The organism is Frankia sp. CcWB2 (assembly GCF_977927585.1).
The window spans coordinates 2,293-5,965 of sequence record NZ_CDWRCM010000247.1 but is presented as its reverse complement, the minus strand read 5'-3'; the positions used below and the strand labels follow the sequence as shown (position 1 = coordinate 5,965).

Here is a 3,673-nt window from a genome sequence, read left to right as displayed (position 1 = left end):
GGTGAATGTTTACGATTCCCATCGGCCCTCCGCTGCATCGTTGCGTGAAGTGGGTCACAACTTTGCAGCCGGCGAAGGGTGGTTGCACCACTCCTAAGGGTGGCTGGGAGATGGAAATCGGGTGGTTAAACGCAATACTGTTGGCCCAAGGCCACGTCGGCCTCGCCGGTAGTCCTATCTAGTAGTTTCACGAATACCATAGGTTACACCCAAGGGCTATTCTCCTGGTTGATCGGGCGCGGGATCCGGCGTGTCGAGGCCGGGCGCTCCCCACAGGGGAAACCAGCGGGACAGGTCCGGTTCGATCGGGAGCTCACCCGCCAGCACCTCCCGTACCTCCAGCTCGGCCGGATTGTCCCGGCGCTGGTCACCGGCCGGCACGAACGGGTACCAGGTGCCGCGTTTGTAAAGGTAGATCAGCCCCATCTGCCGGCTGCCGTCGGTGAACCCGACGACGGTGCACAGCAGCGCCGGGCCGAAACCGGCGTCGCGCACCGCGGCATTCGCCGCGTGCAGGTCGGTGACCAGGCCAGCGAGGTCCTGCTCGCCGTCCTGCTCGCCGGTCCGTCGCAGCAGCCAGCTGTACCCGAAGCTGTCCGTGCGCCGCTCGTACCGGCCGCCGTCCAGGCTCAGCAGCCGGTCGATCTCCTGCGCTACCCCGGTGAACGCGCCGCCGGACGCGGGTTTGACGCAGACCGCCCCGGCCCCGGTCGGCCGCCATGAGCTGGCGGCCTGCAGGGTGACGGCGGCGGCCGGGAGCGTGAACAGCCGGTCGAGGTCCGGCGGGGCGGGCCGGGTCCGGCCGAGAAGCACGTCGAGGATCCGCATGGTCCGGCCTACTTTCTACCCGGGTCACCGAACTACCCGGGCTCACCGGACTGGGCGGCCAGCCGGGCAAGCTGGGCCAGGCGGGCATCCAGCGGCGGGTGGGTCGAGAACAACGAGGACAGGCTGACGCCGTTCGCCAGCGCAGGGGCGAAGAAGAAGGCGTTGAACGGTTCGGCGGCCCGCAGGTCGCGGGTCGGGATCCGGGAGATCTCGCCGGTGACCTTGGTGAGCGCGGCGGCGAGTGCGGCCGGCTGGCCGGTGAGGATCGCCCCGGACCGGTCGGCGGCGAGCTCCCGGTACCGCGACAGCGCCCTGGTCAGCAGGAACGACAGCGCGTAGACGGCGGCGGAGACGACCACCACGACGAACACGACGAGGGCGCCGCTGTCCTCATCATCGCCGTCGCCGTCGCCGTCGCCGTCATAGCCGTCGGACCGACCGAAGCCGCCGGCCATCCCGGAGTAGAGACCGAATCGGGTGACCAGACCGGCGAGCACCCCGAGAAACGACGCGACGGTCATGACGGCCACGTCCCGGTGCGCGACGTGGGACAGCTCGTGGGACAGCACCCCCTCCAGCTCGTCGGCCTCCAGCCTGCGCAGCAGCCCGGTCGTCACGCAGACGACGGCGCGTTTCGGGGTCCGGCCGGTGGCGAACGCGTTCGGCAGGTCGGTGCCCACGACCGCCACCGCGGGCTTCGGCAGGTCGGACAGCGCGCAGAGCCGGTCCACGACGCCGTGCAGCCGCAGCTCCTGCGCCGGGCTGACGATGCGCCCACCGGTCGCGTACAGCGCGAGGCGGTCCGAGAACCAGTACTGGGCGGCGAGCAGCCCGCCGGCGATCAGGACAACCAGGACCGGTGACACCCCGACAGCGATCAGGACGGCGATGAAGGCGACGTAGACCAGCCCGAGCAGGAAGACGGTCAGCACCATCCGGGCCGACAGTCCCTGGTCCGGGGCGAACCTCCGCGGCGCACGCGTCACCATCATCATCGTCACCTCACCATCGTCACCTCGTCGGCCGGGGCTCAGCCGCCGGGAATCAGGCCTTCCTCGCCGAGCAGCCCGCGGACCTCCGCCAGCCCGGTGCCAGCGCGCGGCAGCACCAGCTCCGATGGCTCCAGCCGGTCCGCCGGCACCGCGCGGCCGCGCGTCCGGACCCGTTCGAGCAGCCTCGTCAAGGCTTCCTGGAACGCCGGCTCGTCCCCGGCCTCGACGGCCGCCAGCAGCACGTCATCCAGCTCGTTGAGGGCCTCCAGGTCGGTGGCGGGCAGGTCGAACTGGCCCTCACCCAGAATGCGCACGATCACGGCTGCTCCTCCGGTCGAGCAGCGTCGGCCGGCTGGCGGCCGCCGATCGCCCGCGCGGGCATGGCGCTTTTGATCTCGGCCAGATCCCGATCGATGTCGGCGGTCACGGACAGCCGGTCCAGCTCGGCCTGGATGTCGTCGCGCGGGCCACCGGCCGCCGTCTCCAAGGCTCCGGAGGCGAGTAGTTCGTCGATCGCGCCGGCCCTGGCCTGCATCTGCTCGGCTCTGTCCTCGGCCCGCTGGATTGCCAGGCCGACGTCGCCCATCTCCTCGGAGACCCCCGCCAGCGCCTCGCCGATCTTCGTCTGCGCCTCCGCCGCGGTGTACGTCGCCTTCACCGTCTTCTTCCTGGTCCGGAACGCCTCGAGCTGGGCCGCCAACCGCTGCGCCGCCAGCGTCAACCGGTCCGCCTCCGCCCGCAGCGATGCATGCTGCTCCCGCAGCTCCTCCAGCTGCGCGGCCACCCCGGCCCGGCGGCCGAGGGCCTCCCTGGCCAGGTCGTCGCGGCCCGCGGCGACCGCCTGGCGGGCCTGCCCGGACAGCCGCTCGGCGGACGCCCGTAGCTGTTCGACCTGGAGCTCCAGCCGCTTCCGGCTGGTAGCGACGTCCGCTACCCCGCGGCGGACCTGCGCCAGCAGCTCGAGCTGCCGGGCGTAGGAATAGTCGAGAACCTCACGCGGATCCTCGGCGCGGTCCAACATCCTGCTGGCCTTGGCCCGGAACACCAACGCCAGCCGCCTGCTCAGGCTCATCGACGCCTTCCCTCCCCCGATCCCGTCGGTCCCTCTCCGATCCCGCCGGTCAGCCGACGGTCAGCCGCTGGCCTGTGCTGGGGGAATGCCCCCGGCGCCGCCGTCCACACGACCGGCGATGGTCTGATCCGTCCCGGGCCTGTTCGCCGCCCGGCTACGGCACCGCTGGCCGGCTACGGCAAGTTACTCGCGCGCTCCTACGGTCTCGGGGCCTACCGACCGGTGCACCAATTCGTCGTGGACGCCTGTGCCGCGCAGCATCCTGGCGGCACAACTCGCCGCGAAGTCCAGGCAGTCGCGCTGTGCCTGATGCCGCGCTGTGCCTGTTCGTCGAGGACGGTGTTGACCCGCAGGCCGGTCCCATGCTGCGCAAACGGATGATGGCGTACCGTCCGGACTTCCGCTGGCTCGAACCCCCGCCGCGGCATGGTCTGGTCACCGCCTGCCGGAAGTGCCGCCGTGCCCCCAGCGCCTCCCGCGTCCGGGGTACCCGGGGTACGGCCGGTCTACCGGCAGTCGGGAGGGTGACGTCGGCTTGCCCCGAGCACGGGGCGGTCCGGCGGCCGGCCGAGGGCCCGGGGTCTGATCCGTCGGGGTCGGAGGAGCGACGCCAGGGCCCGGTCTAATCCGGGGCCTCCAGCATCGGCAGATGGCCGCCCGGGATCTCGACGGGCTCGACGCCGAGCGACGTCCTCGCCCCGGCCCGCTCGGACTCGATGTCGAACAGCTCGTCACCGGTGGCACAGACGATCATGGCGGGGATGGCGGCGCGGGTACAGCA

Annotated in this window: 5 protein-coding genes; 1 reads left to right on the top strand and 4 read right to left on the bottom strand. The window is 71.5% G+C overall.

Annotated elements, in window-relative coordinates:
• Window positions 1–216: 216 nt before the first annotated feature.
• The 4 genes from pspAB to ACY45C_RS19530 are packed head-to-tail and all read right to left on the bottom strand — an operon-like array spanning window position 217 to window position 2,892.
• Window positions 217–828 carry a PspA-associated protein PspAB gene (pspAB, locus tag ACY45C_RS19545; protein WP_462189018.1) on the bottom strand — a complete coding sequence of 204 codons (612 nt, stop codon included), beginning with the start codon at window positions 826–828 and terminating at the stop codon, window positions 217–219.
• 32 nt (window positions 829–860) lie between these two features.
• Entirely contained in the window at window positions 861–1,823 is a 963-nt protein-coding gene (gene htpX, locus ACY45C_RS19540) for a zinc metalloprotease HtpX (RefSeq protein WP_462189019.1), read from the bottom strand.
• A gap of 35 nt (window positions 1,824–1,858) precedes the next feature.
• A complete protein-coding gene (gene pspAA, locus ACY45C_RS19535) occupies window positions 1,859–2,140 on the bottom strand; it encodes a PspA-associated protein PspAA (protein ID WP_462189017.1) in 282 nt (93 codons plus the stop codon).
• Complete coding sequence (locus ACY45C_RS19530; RefSeq protein ID WP_462189016.1) at window positions 2,137–2,892, bottom strand: PspA/IM30 family protein; 756 nt, start codon at window positions 2,890–2,892, stop codon at window positions 2,137–2,139. The genes pspAA and ACY45C_RS19530 overlap by 4 nt, the downstream gene beginning before the upstream one ends.
• 222 nt (window positions 2,893–3,114) lie before the next feature.
• Between ACY45C_RS19530 and ACY45C_RS19525 the strand changes: the two genes are divergently transcribed.
• Window positions 3,115–3,273, top strand: a complete 159-nt coding sequence (locus ACY45C_RS19525) for a hypothetical protein (RefSeq protein ID WP_462189015.1) — start codon at window positions 3,115–3,117, stop codon at window positions 3,271–3,273.
• Window positions 3,274–3,673: the final 400 nt, after the last annotated feature.

Coding starts and splice junctions, on each gene's coding strand:
- pspAB (WP_462189018.1), bottom strand. CDS start 828: ATGCGGATCCTCGACGTGCTTCTCGGCCGGACCCGGCCCGCCCCGCCG.
- htpX (WP_462189019.1), bottom strand. CDS start 1,823: ATGATGATGGTGACGCGTGCGCCGCGGAGGTTCGCCCCGGACCAGGGA.
- ACY45C_RS19530 (WP_462189016.1), bottom strand. CDS start 2,892: ATGAGCCTGAGCAGGCGGCTGGCGTTGGTGTTCCGGGCCAAGGCCAGC.